This window comes from Neptuniibacter caesariensis, from assembly GCF_000153345.1.
Classification (GTDB): Bacteria; Pseudomonadota; Gammaproteobacteria; order Pseudomonadales; family Balneatricaceae; genus Neptuniibacter; species Neptuniibacter caesariensis.
In genome coordinates this window covers 470,493-486,379 of the sequence record NZ_CH724126.1, presented here as the reverse complement: position 1 = coordinate 486,379, position 15,887 = coordinate 470,493, and the positions used below count along the sequence as shown (strand labels likewise).

Sequence of the window (15,887 nt, the reverse complement as noted above, 5' to 3'; positions counted from 1 at the left end):
GCTTATCTAAAGCTTAATAATTCAAACAAGATTAATGTCCATTCAAGATACCCAAAATAGTGCAAGCAACAGCATTTCGATGGATTGGTTCAGCCACTCCTCTATTGGTGTGCTTGTTCTGGACAGAAACCTCAATTGTTTGGATTGCAATCCATTTGCTTCCGAGTTGATCTGGGGAAGTTTTAATAAAACTCCAAACCAGGATCTCCCCAAACATTTCGCCCAAGCGATCCAACCCCATATCGATAGCCTTCTCAAAGGTGAGGGAGACGCTTATGCAACACACCTGGTTATTGATTTAGCGGGCGAGCATCTACTGCTACGATCAGAGTTCACGCTGGTAGATAAAGGTACAGCCAACCCCAGATTATTTATCACCCTGCGTAACTCTAGTAAAAGTGCCCAACAGGCCCGCGAGCTAAAAGTGTTTCGCAATGCAGTAGAAAACACAGGTAGCGCCGTTGTTATCACCGACCCCAAAGGCCAGATCGAGTATGCTAACCAGCGCTTCACTGAGATAACGGGGTGGAATCTGGAAGAGATAAAAGGCAAGCGCCCAAACTTTCTTCGCTCAGAAAAAACAACGCTTGAAACCTATAAAGAGTTATGGGGAACCGTGCTGAACCACCAGCAGTGGCGAGGCACTCTGCTTAATAAGCGCAAGAATGGCTCAACCTATTGGTCACTACAAAATATCTCTCCGATTCACGATGAACTGGGAAATATCATCAATTTTGTGTCTGTTAGTGAAGATATTTCACAGATTAAAGAGCACGACGCTCAGATGGAGAAGATGGCCTACTATGATCCGCTTACCAATCTGGGTAATCGACGCAGTTTTCGCAGAACCCTCGATCAGTACCTTGACTCACCACAGGAGCAAGGACTCAATGCATTACTGCTTCTGGATCTTGACCACTTTAAACAGATCAATGACACGATGGGCCATGAAGCTGGGGATGCACTGCTAACAACTATCGCCAGCCGACTCAACTTTTGCACACGACAACGTACCTCTGTATTCCGTCTGGGTGGAGACGAGTTCACCATTATTTTCCGTAACTGTAATGACCGAACTCATGTTATTGAACGTACCAATGAAGTGCTAAGTCTGCTTGCTCAACCCATTCATATTGGCCCTCATGAGATCAGTATTACGGTGAGTATCGGGATCACCTTAATCGGCCTTGATAGCCCTGACGCCAGCGACCTGCTAAGAAATGCTGATCTCGCCATGTACTACGCCAAAAAGAGCGGGCGTAATACCTTTGCCTTTTACGAACAGCATATGGATGAAGAGGCACAGCGCACCCTGAGTATTGAGCATGATCTGCGCAGTGCATTAGACGGTAACCAGCTGCGTTTAGTTTATCAGCCGCAGATCAGCGCTGATAATGGCAAGATCACCGCAATAGAAGCGCTTTTACGCTGGGACCATCCATTAGACGGTCCAATTCCGCCGGATGAGTTTATTCCACACGCCGAAGAGACAGGACTGATCATTCCGATCGGTCGCTGGGTGATGGCGGAAGCCTGTAAAGCAGCGAAAGCCATTCAAGATTTGGGGCTACCGCCGATCAAGGTTTGCGTTAACTTATCCACAAGGCAATTCGATGATCCCGCGCTGATCAGCCATATAGAGGAAGCAATTGAGACATCGGGCCTTGATCCGCGCTGGCTAGAGCTTGAGATCACTGAAAGCATGCTGATGCGTGACATGTCGACGGCTATTGATATCCTCAACAGCATCAAGCAAAAGGGCATCAGCCTGGCAATTGATGATTTCGGTACCGGCTATTCATCACTCAGTTACCTGAAAAAAATGCCGGTTGATCTACTGAAAATTGATCGCTCTTTTCTTCAGGACATCCCCTCTGACCGTGATAATATGGCGATCACCTCGACCATTATTGCGATGACCAAACAGCTGGGCTTAAGCGTTGTTGCTGAAGGTGTCGAGAACCAGGCCCAGATGGCCTTCCTCAATCGAAACCAATGTACTTTGATGCAAGGGTACCTAATTAGCCAACCGGTGAGCCTCACCCAGTTCACCTCTAACTATACCGATTGCCAGCACTTCTGTGGTGCCTGCAACTTAGACAAAACCTGCGATAAACGGTCCATAGACCCCCGGGTAGATCTGTTTAATTAAACATCCCTGCCTGGCTTAACAGCCTGAAAAACCACTTTTTCCTATTCAGACTAAACTTATAGCTATATGTGCTGTATAGGAGAGCTTGTATGTCTTCCAACATCAACAGGGACACATTCAACCAGGTCATGGTGCCAAATTACTCACCCATGGCCTCAATTCCTGTGCGAGGATTAGGCTCCAGAGTATGGGATCAACAAGGCCGGGAGTATATCGATTTTGCGGGCGGCATTGCTGTCAACGCCTTAGGCCATAGCCATCCCGAGCTTGTACAAGCGCTCAAAGAACAAGCTGAAAAGCTTTGGCATCTGAGCAACGTCTGGACCAACGAGCCGGCAATTCAGTTAGCGCAATCACTCTGTACAAAAACCTTTGCTGGACGTGTCTATTTTGCCAATTCTGGCGCGGAGGCCAATGAAGCCGCCTTTAAGCTCGCTCGCAAATACGCCTATGACCACTTCAGCGCTGATAAACACGAAATAATTAGCTGCGTTAACAGCTTCCACGGTCGTACGCTGTTTACGGTATCGGTGGGTGGTCAGGACAAATATCGCGAGGGATTTGAACCTGTGCCTGCCGGTATTAGCCACGTACCTTTTAATGACCTTGACGCACTTGAAGCCGCTATTTCCGACAAAACCTGCGCAGTAGTTATTGAACCCATCCAGGGAGAAGGCGGGATTATGCCTGCCAGCAAAGCCTACCTTATGAAGGCGCGTGAGCTATGCGATAAACACAATGCTCTGCTTATCTTTGATGAGATACAAACCGGGGTCGGAAGAACAGGTCAGCTATATGCTTATCAGGCGTACGGCGTCACTCCTGACATATTAACGACGGCCAAAGCTCTAGGCGGCGGTTTCCCCGTGGGGGCCATGTTAACCACGGAGCCGATAGCCACTGCATTAAATATAGGCAGCCATGGCAGCACTTACGGCGGTAATCCACTGGCATGCGCCGTAGCAAACAAAGTGTTATCGCTGATCGATTCAGAAGAAGTGCTCAACGGTGTAGAAAAACGCCATCAGATCTTTATCGAGCAACTACGGCAGCTAAATAAAACAGCCCCCGTTTTTAGTGAGTTCCGCGGCATGGGACTACTGCTTGGCTGCGAGCTTCAACCTGCATTTAAAGGTAAAGCCAGAGACCTGCTACAACTTGCGCTGGAACATGGATTGATGCTGCTCATTGCCGGACCTGATGTTATACGCATGACGCCTTCACTGATCATACCTGAAGAGGATATCCACCAAGGCATGCAACGCTTCACCCAGGCTGCTGAACAGTTCCTCCAGCAGCAATAGGGGGGCACAAGTATGGGCAACTTTAAACCATTCGTGATAGATACTACCTGCCAGGATCTGTTGCAGTTTATCGACAGTAAGCAGCAGATCCGTGAAGAACAGTTATTATCGCTGGTAGAGATCAACAGCAGCTCACTGAACCCTGTCGGGGTGAACCGTACTGGGGAGTTTTTCAGTACACTTTTTACACCGCTAGCTGACTCAGCGGAGAGAATAGAGGTTCATCCCTGGGAACGGATGAATTTTTCAGGTCAGATCAGTTCACAACCTCTGGGCGACCTATGGCACTTTAACAAGCGTCCCAACGCGCCTGTACAGATCCTTATGTGTGGGCATACCGACACAGTTTTTCCTCCAGACTGTAATTTCCAACATGCAACAAGGATTGATCGAAACCGGTTAAATGCTCCCGGTGCCGCCGATATGAAAGGCGGGATTCTGGTGATGCTTTCAGCATTAGAAGCACTTGAACAGCATCCCCTTCGCGAGAACATTGGCTGGACTGTTCTCCTGAATCCCGACGAAGAGATCGGTTCCCCCGGCTCTGCGCCCATTCTTGAGAAAGAAGCAGCAAAACATCATCTTGGGCTTATCTATGAACCCGCCCTGCCGGATGGCAGTCTGGCGGGAGAGCGCAAAGGCAGCGGGAACTTCACTATTAAAGTAGAGGGACGTGCTGCCCATGCCGGTCGTGAACCCGAAAAAGGCCGTAATGCGATCAACAAAGCCGCATTAATCATGCTGGAGTTGGATAAATTGAATCATACCCGCCCGGGACTCACCTTAAATACTGGAATGATCCAGGCGGGAGAGACCACCAATAAAGTCCCTGACCTGGCGGTGTTTAAATTTAATATACGTATCAACGCTGCTGAGGATGCCGCCTGGTGTGTGCAGACTCTGGAAGATATCTGTACCACCCATAGCCGCGACGAAGGCTATCAGGTATCTCTACACGGCCAGTTCGGCCGCATGCCGAAACGATTTGATAGTGAACACCAAAGTCTTTTCAACCTACTACAGCGATGCTCATCACAACTGGGAGTTCCCATCCATTGGCAAGCCACGGGGGGTTGCTGCGATGGCAACAACCTTAGTGCTGCCGGATTACCCAATATCGACACCCTGGGCGTGAAAGGGAACTTTATCCACAGTGATCAGGAATACATCGAACTTCCCAGCCTCAGCCACCGGGCTCAGCTGAGTGCGCTACTCTTAATGCATATAGCCACTGAAGGCCTGCCTTTCCTGAAGCAGTCAGAAACAGGGGAAAAAATATGTTGAAGCCATACCTGAATAAATTACTGGAAGCGATGTGGCAGGACTATTTAGAAATAACACCGGAAGCGCTTCGTATCTATAAACTGTTTAGCGAGCTGAACTACCAGATAATTAATGATCATATCGCCCTGCGTACTTTTGACCTGGAAGATGTCAACATCGAAAAGATCGCTCGGCCATTCTTAGAGTCTGGGTACCAACCTTCAGGTGAATATCACTTCCCTGCAAAACAACTCTACGCGCAACATTTTCAACACGAAGACCCGGCTCTTCCGAAGATTTTCATTAGCCAGCTTTTGACCGAGTCATTGAGCAATGAAAACCAGCTTCTGGTACACAATTTGATCGCCGAATTAGAACCTGACAGTTACATGGCTGATAACTTCTGCTACTCAGGAAGACCCTGGAACCTGAGCTATAAAGACTACCAACAACTCCTTGAACAGAGCGAATATGCAGCATGGCTAGCAGCGTTTGGCTTCAGGCCCAACCATTTCACCATTTTCATCAACGCCCTGACTTCCCACAACAACATCACTGAAGTGAACCAGTTCCTCAAAGACAATGGCGTCCTTCTCAATAGCGCTGGAGGTGAAGTCAAAGGCAGCCCTGACGAATATCTGGAACAGTCATCCACGCTTGCCAAAAAAGTCCTTGTGAATTTTTCCGATTGTTCCGCTGAAATCCCAGGATGCTACTACGAGTTTGCCAAACGTTACCCACTGGACGACGGATCGTTGTATCAGGGCTTTGTAGCAGCCTCAGCGGACAAGATTTTCGAGAGCACTGACACTCAGTCATAAGCGGAAACAGATGGAGATCGCCTATGTACTACATTCGCCCGATAGCCATTGAAGATCTGGATACCTTACATCAGATCGCTGTTGAATCTGGACCCGGCTTTACGTCATTGCCGGAAAATACAGAACTGCTGCAAAAAAAGATTGAACGCAGTACACAAGCCCTGGCTCGAGATCTGGATCGCCCTGGCGCACAAAGCTATCTCTTTGTGCTTGTGGACAGCGAGACCGATCAGGTCGTGGGGACCACTGGCATTGAAGCCTCAGTCGGGCTCGATGCTCCCTGGTATCACTACCGACTAGGCACCGTGGTACATGCATCGCGAGAACTGGATATCCACAATCGCTTCAATACGCTATACCTGTGTAATGATTACACCGGCTGTAGTGAAGTCTGCACACTTTACCTGAAACCCGATCATCGTCATTCACAAAATGGCAGCCTGCTCTCTAAAAGCCGTTTTCTATTTATGGCTGAACACCCGCAACGGTTTTCTGAACGCGTTATCGCGGAGATGCGAGGCTACTCTGACGAACACGGGCGTTCTCCCTTCTGGGAAGGTCTGGGGAGAAAGTTCTTTGCGATGGATTATTCCGAAGCGGATTATCTGACCGGTTCAGGGAACAAGGTCTTTATCGCCGAATTAATGCCCAAATACACAATCTACCTCCATCTCCTGCCGGAGGAGGCTCAGCAGGTCATCGGCAGGGTTCATACCAATACGGAACCCGCCAAGAGAATGCTGGAAAATGAAGGTTTCCGCTTCGAGAACTATGTGGATATCTTTGATGCCGGACCTACGATTACCGCGCCTTTAGAGAAAATCAGAGCCATACGCGAAAGCCGCTATGCAAAAGTCAGGCTGATCGACAAGGCGGAAGAAACACCTGACCACATCCATTTTCTGCTAAGTAATACTCAGGCTAACGGGTTCAGATGTTGTTTGAGCTCCCTTTATGAACGCCAGGGAATTGCCGAACTCAGCCGGGAATACGCGGACCTGTTACAGGTCAAAAATAATGACACCATCAGGCTCGTTGAGCTGAAAGGACGTTGATTATGAAACCGCTCACATCGTTGTTTATTGATGGGCAATGGATTCAAGGGGAAGGCGAAAGCTTTGAGTCTCTTAATCCAGGTAATGGTGAATCAATTTGGGAAGGAAACGCCGCAAATGCTGATCAGGTCGATGATGCTGTTGCCGCATCCCGTAAAGCTTTCCCTCACTGGGCTGAACTCACGCTAAAACAAAGGGCGGCCTATTTTCAGCGTTTTAATACCCTATTAGAAGAGCATAAAACCCTTCTGGCAGATACCATCGGTCAGGAGACAGGTAAGCCTCTTTGGGAAGCACAAACCGAAATAACCGCCATGCTTGGCAAGGCTTCTATTACCGTTAAAGCCTATCAGGAACGCTGCTCAAGTGAAGACAACAGCAACCAGAATATTCGCTCCTCTCTCAGCTACCGCCCCCATGGGGTCGTCGCTATTTTCGGTCCCTATAATTTCCCTGGCCATCTGCCCAATGGGCACATCATGCCTGCATTACTGGCGGGAAACACGGTGGTATTTAAACCCAGTGAACTAACCCCTCGCACGGCAGAGCTTATGGTACACCTGTGGCAGAAAGCGGAACTGCCGGATGGTGTTCTCAATCTGGTTCAGGGTGGTAAGGACACCGGCGTGGCCTTAGCATCGCACCAGAATATTGATGGGCTGTTTTTTACCGGTAGTGCAGAAACAGGCTGTTATCTACATGAGCAGTTTGGCGGTCATCCGGAAAAGATTCTCGCATTAGAGATGGGGGGTAATAACCCTTTATTGGTGACTGAAACGGATAACATCCCTGCCGCGGTGTATAACACCATTCAATCCGCTTATATCACCTCAGGGCAGCGCTGTACTTGCGCGCGACGCCTACTGGTACCAGAAGGTTACCCTGGCGATCGCTTTATCCTCGCCCTCAAAGAGGCTGTTTCCAATATTGGTATTGGCGCATACAACCGTGAACCTCAGCCTTTTATGGGGCCTCTCATTAGTCAAAACGCTGTTTCCAATCTACTCAACGCTCAGCAGACATTGCTGGAAGGAGGCGCTGAAGCATTACTGGAAATGCAGCGCTTTACGGATAAAGGGGCTTTTCTCACCCCAGGCCTGCTGGAATGCTCGAATATGGAAGACCCACCTGACCAGGAGCTGTTCGGGCCCCTGCTCCAGATCTATCGCTTTAAAGAGCTGAGTGATGCTGTTGATCTAGCCAATCATACCCGCTACGGGCTCTCTGCCGGTGTACTGAGCGATAACCCAGCGATCTTCGAATACTTCCAAAGACATGTTAGAGCCGGCCTGATTAACTGGAACCGACCTTTAACCGGTGCTTCCAGCGCTCGGCCTTTTGGCGGAACTGGATTAAGTGGCAACCACCGCCCCAGCGCCTCTGCCGCTGCTGATTATTGCGCCTACCCGGTTGCGTCACTTCAGTCTGAAGCGATGGAACTTCCAGACAGCCTGCCTCCGGGTTTACATATCGACGATCATATCTGGAGCAATACATGAGTAAGGTGCTCAACCTTGATGGTTTAGTCGGCCCCAGTCACAACTATGGCGGCTTAGCCATTGGCAATCTGGCCTCGGCAAGCCATAAAGGAGCCGCGTCCTCCCCAAAGCAGGCCGCTCTCCAGGGACTAGAAAAAATGTGGGCGTTAGCCAAGCTGGGGCTACCCCAGGGATTTATCCCACCTCAGCCCCGCCCTAATCTTGATCTACTTCGGGCCGCAGGTTTTCGCGGGAGTGACAGCCAACTGATCGATCAGGCTTATCTGCGTGCCCCCGAGTTGCTTGAGATCTGTTACTCTGCCTCAGCCATGTGGGCGGCCAACAGTGCCACGATTACCGCCGCAGAAGACAGTGATGACAGGCGATTACAGATAACCCCGGCCAACCTGATTAGTGCCCTGCATCGTTCCCAGGAAGCAGACAGCGGCAGTCGGTTTTTTTCCAAATTTTTCGCCAATGAGCACTTGTTCATAGTCCATCAACCGCTGCCGGCACAAGATGCTTTTGCCGATGAAGGGGCGGCCAACCATATTCGTTTATCTGATCCGGATAGCACCCGGGCACTCAACCTGTTCGTCTTTGGCCGAGACAATGATCAGTCCCGAACAACAAGATTCCCCGCTCGGCAAAGTAAGCTGGCCAGCGAAAGCATTATCCGCAAACATCAAGTGAGGGAAACAGCCTGGTTACTGCTTCGCCAGAATCCGGAAGCGATCGACGGCGGTGCCTTTCATAACGATGTGGTCGCCGTTGGTCTGGATAACTTTCTACTCATTCATGAGCAAGCTTTTCATGACCAAGCTGCCGTTCTGGACGAGATACGTAAGCGCTGTCAGCTATGGAGAAAGCCCCTGATTATTTTCGAGGTAAGCCAGCGTGAACTGTCACTGGGCGATGCAGTAAAGAGCTACCTGTTTAACAGTCAGCTTGTGGCTTTAAAGGATGGAGGAATGCTATTACTCGCCCCACAGGAGAGTGCCGATAACCCGAATAGCGCCAAAATATGCAGACAGATACTTGAAGCGGATAATCCAGTCTCTGCGATTGAATTTTTCGACCTTAAACAAAGCATGAGAAACGGCGGTGGCCCCGCCTGCCTTCGGCTAAGCATCCCTATCGACCAGCAGGCATTAGATCAGATTAACCCCGCCATTATGCTTTCTGAAGCAAACTATACAAAACTTAAGCGGTTCATAAACCAGCATTACCGCGATCGCCTAAGCCCCGATGACTTGCGTGACCCCTTGCTGATAGAGGAGATGCATACAGCACTGAGCGCCATGAACAAGTTGATTGGCCGCTAATCCTCTGGGACACCGTTACGCTGATTTAGTTTTGGCATTTTGGAAGATAATACTCGCGACGATTAGCACTAAGCCCAGCAGGGTTGCCACTTCGATCGTCTCTCCCAAAAAGTAGCTGATAAGGATCAGTGACATAAACGGTGAAAGGAATATCAACGTACTAATCTGGGCGGTACTATTGGTCAGCTTCATCGCCTTCAGCCAGATCACAAAACAGATCCCCATCTCAAAGGCCCCAATATAAGCCGCACCCAATATCCCTTCTATAGGTAAAGCTCTGAAATCGGTTACCCAAATAAAGTAGCAAAAGATAAAAGGCAGGCTAAAGACAAAGTTCACAAACAGCCCGACAACAGGATCGCGGCTTTCACGGGTATTAAATATCCAGTAAAGCGCCCAGATCACCGTACTGAGTAGTGCCAGAAACACACCAAACGGTTCGGTAAATTCCAGTTGCATCAAGTCCCCTTTTGTCGCGATAACAACGACGCCCAGGTACCCACCAATTAAGGAAACAACCTGTCTGCCAGTGAGTTTCTGTTTAAGCAAAGGCACCGACAAGACAGCCAACATAATCGCCCAGGTGTAATTTATAGGCTGCGCTTGCTGGGCGGGTAGCAATTCGTATGCTTCAAATAGGATCAGGTAATAGAGAAACGGATTTAAAAAGCCCAATAGCAGCGACAAACGATATTCCTGATAGGAACACTGAAAAACCTGCTTAAATTTACCCTGAGCAATCAGAATGGCACCGATAACCAAGGTAGAAAACAGCGTAGACAAGAGAAGCAGTTCAATTACCGCTAAATGCCTTAGTGATAATTTAAAGGCAACCGCAACTGTGGACCAGAAACAGACTGCTGTTAATGCCAATAGAACCGCGCGACGTTGATCCGTCATCCATGATATTCCTTGGGGAGGGAAAGCGCTGTACCGAGAAAGTACAGCGCCTTCAGATAGTTATGAGAGAACCTTGCTAAGGAAAGCCTGAGTAGTTTCCTTCTGAGGGTTTGAAATCACCTGTTCCGGGGGCCCCATCTCTTCAATAACCCCTTTGTGGAAAAATGCCACCTGATCAGAAACCTCACGAGCAAAAGCAATCTCATGAGTTACACAAATCATGGTCATGCCCTCTTCACGCAAAATACGCAAAGTATCCAGTACTTCGCCCACCAGCTCTGGGTCAAGGGCTGAGGTCACCTCATCAAACAGCATATAATCCGGACGCATCGCCAAAGCACGTGCAATTGCCAGGCGCTGTTGCTGGCCGCCTGACATTTTCGTCGGATACATATCAAACTTATCACCCAACCCAACGTGCTTTAGCTCTTTTTGAGCGATCTCAATCGCCTCCTCTTTTGACATCTTCTTAACGATCTGCGGTGCAAGCGCCACATTTTCGAGTACTGTCAAATGAGGAAAAGAGTTCCACTGCTGGAAGACCATGCCAAGCTTTTGTCTCAGTTGGTCTTTATTGGTCGCTTTGTTGTGAACATCAATTCCATCCACAAAAATCTTGCCGCCCTGAATATTTTCAATGGCATTGATGCAATATAGCAGCGTGGATTTACCGCTACCTGAACCACCAATGATACTCAGTACCTCGCCCTGTTCGACATCCAGATTAATGCCTTTCAGGACTTCAAGTTCGCCAAAGGATTTGCGTACATTTTCAATTTTAATCATAGTGCGTGTTTCCTTTCGATACGACGACCATATACAGATAGAGGGTAAGAGATTAGGAAATAGAACAGCCCCACACCGATGAGTATTTCCAGTGGCTGCTGTGTCCGCGAGATTAACTGATCAGATGTACGCAGAAGTTCTACATACCCAATCACTGATACAAGTGCCGAATCTTTGATCACACTTAAAGCTACACCCAACCACGCAGGAAAGACTGAGCGTAAACCGATAGGAAAGCGAACATGTCGGATCGTTTGCCAATAGGTCATTCCCAGTGAACGACCGGCAATAATCATTGAGTTGTTAACGCTTTCAAAGCCACCACGAAATACTTCAGCCATAAAGGCCATCGTATACAGGGACAAAATAATCGTGCCCGCGACAAATGGAGGCAGCGGTGAACCCATCACCCCCATAAAAGTCGAAAACAGCACCAATTGAATAATAAGCGGTACGCTTCGAAGTACATCAAGCACACTGCCAAACAGGAAGTTCACATATTTATTACTTTCTGCACGGGCGAAGCCAACAATAACGCCTAGAACACTACCGACAAAAATCGATAGGCCAGAAATCAAAATAGTGTTCCACACACCGGTCAGAATAAAGCCAGTGTCGCTCCAGGATAAAGGAGTAAATAAGCTACCCATTATATCTCTCCCTTAAACAGTCGCTTGGAAAGTAACGATGCGCATATCAGTACAAACTTGGTAATGATGTAGTACAGCACAGCCGTAACAATAAAGAACTCGAGCGTTCTGAACGACAGCGATTGCAAACGCTGCGTTTCACCAGACAGTTCACTCATGCCTACGAGAATGCCAAGTGAGCTCATCAGAATGGACCAGACAAACTGGTTCGTCATCGGATGATAGATACGGCGAAACATCTGCGGAAGAATGATGTAGCGGTATGTCTGAAAGCTGGTCATCCCCAAAGACTTAGATGCATTGTATTGAGCATCAGGAATGGATTGGAAACCACCACGGAAGGTTTCAGCCAGATATCCAGCATTGATGAATACAAGCGCGCTGAGTACCGCCATATAAGGGCTTAAATGAATACCAAAGGCCCCTAAACCAAAATAAGCCATGTAGATCTGAAATAGCGCCGGCGTATTTCGGGCAATTTCAATCCAACCGACCGCAACATAGTTAAATGGTTTAGTGTTGTTCATTTTTGCGATAGCTAGAAAAACCGCAATCGCAATACCCAGAACCATGGATAAAACAGAAACATGTAAGGTTACAAATGCCCCTTGAAGTAATTCGGGCATTTTCTGGAAAACAATATTCCAGTGAAATTCGTAGTCCATCCCTACCCTTCCAGTAATGATGCGTCATTCCCCATCGATTCAAGATGGGAAAATCCAAGTAGTTATTGTTTTAGGCCGGACAAGGCAGACGGTGGTGATTGCTCACCACCGTCAGAGCGTGATTACTTATTGTCACGAAGAGATTGGATCAGGTCAGCAGGCGCATCTGAACCAAAATGTTTGTTGTAGTGCTTGTTCATGTTTCCATCACGGATCTGATGAATCAGGAACAAGTTAAGGTAGTTAATCCAAGCAACTTCACTTCGTTTAGCAATCAAACCAACCACATCGTCATAGTTTGGCACATATGGACCTGCCACATAGTCCGCAAACTCTTTTGTCTGCAGTTTAGTCGCAATGTTGGTGTTTGTTGAGATAATCGCATCAACCTTACCCTGATACAGGCCTAGGTATGCATCATTTTCAGATTTGAAAGCAGTGTAGTTATCTTTGCCCCAACCCATCTTCTCAGCGTAAGCCAGGTATTCTGTCTCGTAAGTTGTACCCAGAGCAGCACCCACCTTCACATTTTTCAGATCAGCAAATGAGTTGATTGGTGTGCCTTTTTTGGAGATTGTCTGGAATTTGAAAACAAAGTATGGGTATGTGAAGCCAACAGACTTCGCACGCTCCAGTGTGTCGGAAGTAGAACCGATAACGACATCAGTTTTACCTGATACCAGGGAAGGAATACGATCACCCCAGGTCAGGTTCAGAACGTTAGACTTTACGCCCAGCGCTGCTGCCAGATCGTTACAGTAATCGACATCAAAACCGGCAGGTTTATTGTCTTTATCAAAGTATCCCATTGGAGGGAAATCAAGAACAACACCACAATTCAAGGTGCCACGCTTTATAACTTCATCAAGCTGATCCGCCTGAGCTGTAACGGAAGAAGCCATCACAGCAATCGCACTGGCTGCAATGCCTGCCAATTTTAACAATTTCATAGTCGGTCCTCTGTAGGATATCTTTGTTTTATATTTATTGTTTCTTCTTGCTCAGGCCTTTGGCATCTGTATCTACTGCTAATTAGCAATAGTCGCCAGGCCGTCGATCTAAAGAAGCATACTCTTTCATCATCAATCAGAGCAATTCGTTCCAGGCTGAATATACACCCTTAAACTCAGACATCGCATGCTTTTATAGACTTATAAAATGGTTAGTACTAATCGTAAAAAATTTAGCATAGTTTTTTGGCCTATAAACACATCAAACGCAGCATAAATAAACCAAAAAAATACCAAAAACAGATCAAAAGAACCAAATACGCCTAATGTATATGAGGGAACTACCTTATTAAGCACTTTAGAAGCGGGCGACGACCAAGTGAACACCGGTTAACCCGCCCGCGTGTGAAAGGTTCCGAGAGAGTTACGAACCTTTACTATTGTTAGGAGCCTCAGTCGGCACAACTCAGAGAAATTTTAACCTCCAACCCACCTTCTGGATGATTACGTAAACTCAGCTCACCCCCTAAGCGCTGCACGGCCCGCTGGGCGATACTCAGCCCTAACCCATAGCCTTCTGACTGGCTGTCACCGCGGAAAAACGGATTACACAGTTGGCCTAACTGCTCTTCAGTTACCCCTGAACCATGATCGCGCACCTTTATCTCGCAGCATTCTGCCTTAGCAAGACTCACATCGATCTCCACATCAGCAGAGGTATGTTTGCACGCATTACCCAGAACATTATTCAGCGCACGTTCCAGTAGTTTGGTATTCAGCGTGACTTCACAATCGGAATCTATTTGCAGATTAAACTTCCGCTGGCTATGGCTGAAACGAGCATCTTCGACTAACTCATTGATCAAAGTACTTAGCTTAACCTTCTCACCACCACTCTCCATCTGCTCAAGGCGAGATAACGAGAGGATTTCTCCAATTAGCTGATCCAGGCGCTGGCATTCACGGATGATTCTGGCAACCGTTTTATCATCTTCACCCAAACGCTGCTCCGCAATACCTGCTGCGGCTTGCAATCGCGCCAGAGGCGCACGGAGTTCATGAGAGACATCCTGCATCAACCGTTGGTGAGAAGTGATAGTCTGCTGAACATAGTCGGCCATGCGATCAAACTCTCTTGCCAACTCACCCAGCTCATCTCCGCGTTTCTTTAATTTATCGTCGGTACGTGCATCTAACTCACCCCGGTAAATTGCCTGAGTGTGTTCGCGCAAAAGGTTTAGCGGACGAACAATAATTGCCGAAACTAACAAAGCACCGAGTGAAGAAACCAATAAGATCAACACCATCTGAGCTGACAAGATGCGACTCATGAGGTGTGCATAAGGTGAGCTGTCCCATTTCAGATCAACCGTGATCTGATAAAGCCGACCTCGCTCAGAACTCATAGTGAAACGGTATTGATGCTCCGGATCGACTACCGGCGTCTTGATGGCGACTACTTTACGTTTTAACTCCACATCACTAATAAAGACCCGCTCACTGATATCCAGCCAGATACTCCGCTTCCATACCGGATGACGTCGGTCCTTATATTTACGGTCACGATCATCATCCTTATCGTGCCAGCGATCATGGTCATAATCTCTTTTCGGCGGGCGGGGCGCGATGGGTAATAGGGTACGGAAACCTTTTCGCTCATAGCGCTCAATCATCAATTCCGCATAGCCCTCGGCCTTAGCCGTGATAACTTCTTTGAATCTATCTTGCTCGGTGATGGCCCCTACCACACAGATCGTTGCTAGCAGAACTAAAAAACTTACACTCCAAATAGAGAGAAAGATTTTCCAGAATAAACGCTTATACCACCTCATAGAGCATCCTTCACAAACTGATAGCCCACTCCACGGATGGTTTTAATCAACTCAGCATCGCTCAGATGCTTCGCCAATTTTTGCCTTACCCGACTTACATGCACATCAATCGCACGGTCATAGGCGGCCAGCTTTCGGTGCAGTACAAGCTCTGTAAGCTGCTCTTTCTCCAACACGCTGCCTGCATTGGCAATCAGGTAGGCCAGCACATTGAATTCTGTACCTGTAAGCTCCAGTAACTCACCATTAATGCGAACCTCCCTGAGACCTGGGTCCAAAGTAACGCCTGCATGCTCAACTAGACTATCGGGGAAAAGAGTGGTCCGCTGCTGCGGTTCAGCGCGTCGCAGAACAGCACGAATGCGAGCCAGCAACTCTCTGGGGTTACAAGGCTTGCTCAGATAATCGTCAGCGCCCATCTCAAGCCCAAGGATACGGTCAATATCTTCGCCACGCCCCGTCAGCATAATCACTGGAATTTGTACTTTTGGCCGGATCTGCTGCAATAACTCGAGCCCCGTACGGCCCGGCATCATCACATCCAGAATCATAAGCGCAAAACGTTCAGAACGCTTTAGCTGCTCGCAGGCTTCATCCGCATTATGAGCAAATTCAATAAGGTAGCCTTCGTGACGAAGGTAATCACCAATCAGTTCACAAAGCTCTACGTCATCATCAACCATTAACAGTCGTTGTTTATCGCTCA

General features: G+C 48.1%; 14 protein-coding genes. 7 read left to right on the top strand and 7 right to left on the bottom strand.

Annotated features, from left to right (window positions below):
- Nucleotides 1-34 precede the first annotated feature (34 nt).
- The 7 genes from MED92_RS11940 to MED92_RS11910 all read left to right on the top strand — a co-directional run bounded on the left by MED92_RS11940 (nt 35) and on the right by MED92_RS11910 (nt 9,398).
- Nucleotides 35-2,152, top strand: a complete 2,118-nt coding sequence (locus MED92_RS11940) for a putative bifunctional diguanylate cyclase/phosphodiesterase (protein ID WP_083774937.1) — start codon at nt 35-37, stop codon at nt 2,150-2,152.
- A gap of 89 nt (nt 2,153-2,241) precedes the next feature.
- Nucleotides 2,242-3,456, top strand: a complete 1,215-nt coding sequence (locus MED92_RS11935) for an aspartate aminotransferase family protein (RefSeq protein WP_007021805.1) — start codon at nt 2,242-2,244, stop codon at nt 3,454-3,456.
- A 12-nt stretch (nt 3,457-3,468) separates the two neighbouring features.
- Nucleotides 3,469-4,740 carry a hydrolase gene (locus MED92_RS11930; protein ID WP_007021804.1) on the top strand — a complete coding sequence of 424 codons (1,272 nt, stop codon included), beginning with the start codon at nt 3,469-3,471 and terminating at the stop codon, nt 4,738-4,740.
- On the top strand, nt 4,734-5,540 hold the full coding sequence (locus MED92_RS11925) for a DUF1338 domain-containing protein (RefSeq protein ID WP_007021803.1): 807 nt from the start codon (nt 4,734-4,736) through the stop codon (nt 5,538-5,540). The genes MED92_RS11930 and MED92_RS11925 overlap by 7 nt, the downstream gene beginning before the upstream one ends.
- 23 nt (nt 5,541-5,563) lie before the next feature.
- Nucleotides 5,564-6,595, top strand: coding sequence for an arginine N-succinyltransferase (gene astA / locus MED92_RS11920; RefSeq protein ID WP_007021802.1), 1,032 nt, complete (start codon nt 5,564-5,566; stop codon nt 6,593-6,595).
- 2 nt (nt 6,596-6,597) lie between these two features.
- Nucleotides 6,598-8,094, top strand: a complete 1,497-nt coding sequence (gene astD, locus MED92_RS11915) for a succinylglutamate-semialdehyde dehydrogenase (protein WP_007021801.1) — start codon at nt 6,598-6,600, stop codon at nt 8,092-8,094.
- The gene (locus MED92_RS11910) at nt 8,091-9,398 is read left to right on the top strand and encodes an N-succinylarginine dihydrolase (RefSeq protein ID WP_007021800.1); all 1,308 of its coding nucleotides are present in this window, start codon (nt 8,091-8,093) and stop codon (nt 9,396-9,398) included. Before astD ends, MED92_RS11910 begins: the two co-directional genes overlap by 4 nt.
- A gap of 15 nt (nt 9,399-9,413) precedes the next feature.
- On the opposite strand, the gene MED92_RS11905 is transcribed toward MED92_RS11910, so the two are convergent.
- The 7 genes from MED92_RS11905 to MED92_RS11875 form a co-directional block, all read right to left on the bottom strand.
- Nucleotides 9,414-10,298, bottom strand: coding sequence for a DMT family transporter (locus MED92_RS11905; RefSeq protein WP_007021799.1), 885 nt, complete (start codon nt 10,296-10,298; stop codon nt 9,414-9,416).
- Nucleotides 10,299-10,358: 60 nt separating this feature from the next.
- Entirely contained in the window at nt 10,359-11,084 is a 726-nt protein-coding gene (locus MED92_RS11900; RefSeq protein ID WP_007021798.1) for an amino acid ABC transporter ATP-binding protein, read from the bottom strand.
- The gene (locus tag MED92_RS11895; RefSeq protein WP_007021797.1) at nt 11,081-11,734 is read right to left on the bottom strand and encodes an amino acid ABC transporter permease; all 654 of its coding nucleotides are present in this window, start codon (nt 11,732-11,734) and stop codon (nt 11,081-11,083) included. Before MED92_RS11895 ends, MED92_RS11900 begins: the two co-directional genes overlap by 4 nt.
- Nucleotides 11,734-12,399 (bottom strand): amino acid ABC transporter permease, encoded by a 666-nt coding sequence (locus MED92_RS11890; RefSeq protein ID WP_007021796.1) that lies wholly within the window; start codon nt 12,397-12,399, stop codon nt 11,734-11,736. The genes MED92_RS11895 and MED92_RS11890 overlap by 1 nt, the downstream gene beginning before the upstream one ends.
- 122 nt (nt 12,400-12,521) lie before the next feature.
- Nucleotides 12,522-13,349 carry a transporter substrate-binding domain-containing protein gene (locus tag MED92_RS11885; protein WP_007021795.1) on the bottom strand — a complete coding sequence of 276 codons (828 nt, stop codon included), beginning with the start codon at nt 13,347-13,349 and terminating at the stop codon, nt 12,522-12,524.
- Between the two features lie 452 nt (nt 13,350-13,801).
- Nucleotides 13,802-15,181: a sensor histidine kinase gene (locus MED92_RS18620; RefSeq protein WP_007021794.1), complete on the bottom strand. Its 1,380-nt coding sequence runs from the start codon at nt 15,179-15,181 to the stop codon at nt 13,802-13,804.
- A partial coding sequence (locus MED92_RS11875; protein WP_007021793.1) for a response regulator transcription factor occupies nt 15,178-15,887 on the bottom strand: 710 nt, incomplete at its 5' end. The genes MED92_RS18620 and MED92_RS11875, both read right to left, overlap by 4 nt.

Excerpts from the sequence above, each read along its gene's own strand:
- MED92_RS11910 (WP_007021800.1), top strand. The coding sequence starts at position 8,091 with ATGAGTAAGGTGCTCAACCTTGATGGTTTAGTCGGCCCCAGTCACAAC.
- astD (WP_007021801.1), top strand. The coding sequence starts at position 6,598 with ATGAAACCGCTCACATCGTTGTTTATTGATGGGCAATGGATTCAAGGG.
- MED92_RS11940 (WP_083774937.1), top strand. The coding sequence starts at position 35 with ATGTCCATTCAAGATACCCAAAATAGTGCAAGCAACAGCATTTCGATG.
- MED92_RS11930 (WP_007021804.1), top strand. The coding sequence starts at position 3,469 with ATGGGCAACTTTAAACCATTCGTGATAGATACTACCTGCCAGGATCTG.
- MED92_RS11900 (WP_007021798.1), bottom strand. The coding sequence starts at position 11,084 with ATGATTAAAATTGAAAATGTACGCAAATCCTTTGGCGAACTTGAAGTC.
- MED92_RS11890 (WP_007021796.1), bottom strand. The coding sequence starts at position 12,399 with ATGGACTACGAATTTCACTGGAATATTGTTTTCCAGAAAATGCCCGAA.
- astA (WP_007021802.1), top strand. The coding sequence starts at position 5,564 with ATGTACTACATTCGCCCGATAGCCATTGAAGATCTGGATACCTTACAT.
- MED92_RS11925 (WP_007021803.1), top strand. The coding sequence starts at position 4,734 with ATGTTGAAGCCATACCTGAATAAATTACTGGAAGCGATGTGGCAGGAC.
- MED92_RS11905 (WP_007021799.1), bottom strand. The coding sequence starts at position 10,298 with ATGACGGATCAACGTCGCGCGGTTCTATTGGCATTAACAGCAGTCTGT.
- MED92_RS11935 (WP_007021805.1), top strand. The coding sequence starts at position 2,242 with ATGTCTTCCAACATCAACAGGGACACATTCAACCAGGTCATGGTGCCA.
- MED92_RS18620 (WP_007021794.1), bottom strand. The coding sequence starts at position 15,181 with ATGAGGTGGTATAAGCGTTTATTCTGGAAAATCTTTCTCTCTATTTGG.
- MED92_RS11895 (WP_007021797.1), bottom strand. The coding sequence starts at position 11,734 with ATGGGTAGCTTATTTACTCCTTTATCCTGGAGCGACACTGGCTTTATT.
- MED92_RS11885 (WP_007021795.1), bottom strand. The coding sequence starts at position 13,349 with ATGAAATTGTTAAAATTGGCAGGCATTGCAGCCAGTGCGATTGCTGTG.